Raw genomic sequence first — 1,900 nt, forward strand, 5'->3', positions numbered from 1 at the left:
ATCGGATTTGCCAGAGCCTTTGCGATGAGCGCCGTTTCGTCAAATTTAGCCACGGAGTTTGGATCGAAAACGCCGAGCAAATTTTTCTCGTTTATCTCTAGATTTAGATGATCGTCTTTGCCGTATGCGATAGGGATTTGCATATTTCCTCCTTAAGCAGATTTATTAATTTTTTGTCTTGGGATTATATATCAAATTTTCTTTTAAAAGCATTTGGCGCGGTTAAATTTGACTAGCGGCGCATCAAATTTGGTTAAATATATGATTAATACTTACAAATGTATTTTTAATTTTTTTATTAGTATTTAATTTTAATATTTATATAATCGCGCCATAATTTCCTAAAAGGAGAAAAAATGGAATTCCTAACCAGTTTGAGTGAAAGCATGCAGTTCACTCTCCAGCTAATAGTCGTACTCGGATGTCTGTTCTACGGCGCTAAAAAAGGCGGTATGGCGCTGGGTGTACTAGGTGGCATCGGTCTTGTTATCTTGGTATTTGCATTCGATATGAAGCCGGGCAAACCCGCTATCGACGTTATCCTTACGATCCTAGCCGTCGTCGTAGCAAGTGCTACTTTGCAAGCCGCGGGCGGTCTTGACGTTATGCTTCAAATTGCGGAAAAAGCGCTTAGAAAGCATCCCAAGTTAGTTTGTTATCTAGCTCCGGTTTGCGGCTGGACGCTAACGGTTCTATGCGGCACCGGACACACGGTTTACACGCTGCTACCGATCATTTACGATGTATCTATCAAAAGCGGCATCCGTCCGGAAAGACCGCTAGCTGCTACCACGATCTCGTCTCAGCTAGCTATCATCGCTAGCCCGGTTTCGGTTGCGGGCGTATCTATGGTCGCGGTTTTGCTAGGCACGGGCACCGTTCATATCGACGGCTTTACTAGCTATGTAGATTTGCTTAAAGTTACGATTCCGGCTACCTTCATAGGCGTGCTTTGCATTGGTACTTTTTCCGTATTTAGAGGAAAAGACCTTGATAAAGACCCTGAATTTCAAGAAAAAATTAAAGATCCGGAGCAAAGAAAATACATCTACGGCTCAGACGATTCTAAATCGCTAGTTGGCGTTCATCTGCCTAAAAAGCAATGGAATATAATGTGGATATTCCTAGCTACTATCGCTATCGTGGCGGTTCTAGGCTACTATAAACAACTCCGCCCTAGCTGGACTAGCGACGTCCCGGGTAAATCTATCGAAATCGTAGTGGATAAAAAAGTAGTTAAAAACATCACCGTAAAAGACGGACAAGTAGTCTCTACCGTAGATAGTAGCAAAGTCGTCTCAAACGTAAAAGACAGTAAAGTAAAAGATGCTACTAAATTTACGAACGTAGAAGTTCTAGATAAAGACAAAAAAGTAACTCAAACTATCGTGCTTCAAGACGGCAATGTAGTTATCACTAAAGAGGGTAAAACCGAAACCGTCGCAAACGCTAGCATCGTAGTAAAAGATACTATGAAAAAGACCGCACCTCTAGGCATGGTCGATACGATCCAAATTTTCATGCTACTAGCTGCGTCTATCATGATGATCTACTCAGGCATCAAGGCTGCTAAGATCGCTCAAAACGAGATCTTCCACAGCGGTATGGTCGCGCTCGTGGCGATCTACGGCATCAGCTGGATGGCCGATACTATGTTCCACTCTCACATCGAGATGCTAAAAGGCTCGCTAGGAGAGGTGATGAAGGCCTATCCGTGGATGTATATCGTCGTAGGTATGCTGATTTCTAAGTTCCTAAACTCTCAAGCAGCAGCCGCCGCGACATTCGTACCGCTTGCGGTTCAGATCGGCGTGGATCCAGGCATCATCGTCGCGTTTGCTACGGCTTGCTACGGATACTTCATCCTTCCTACATATCCGAGCGACCTTGCCGCTATCCA

General features: G+C 44.1%; 1 protein-coding gene. It reads left to right on the forward strand.

What is annotated here, in order from left to right; genetic code table 11:
• Positions 1-356 precede the first annotated feature (356 nt).
• Positions 357-1,900, forward strand: a 1,544-nt coding sequence (locus tag Q0314_RS05130; protein ID WP_298057253.1) for an anaerobic C4-dicarboxylate transporter, incomplete at its 3' end; no start/stop codon positions are given.

It is taken from the genome of uncultured Campylobacter sp., assembly GCF_938040115.1.
Taxonomy (GTDB): domain Bacteria; phylum Campylobacterota; class Campylobacteria; order Campylobacterales; family Campylobacteraceae; genus Campylobacter_A.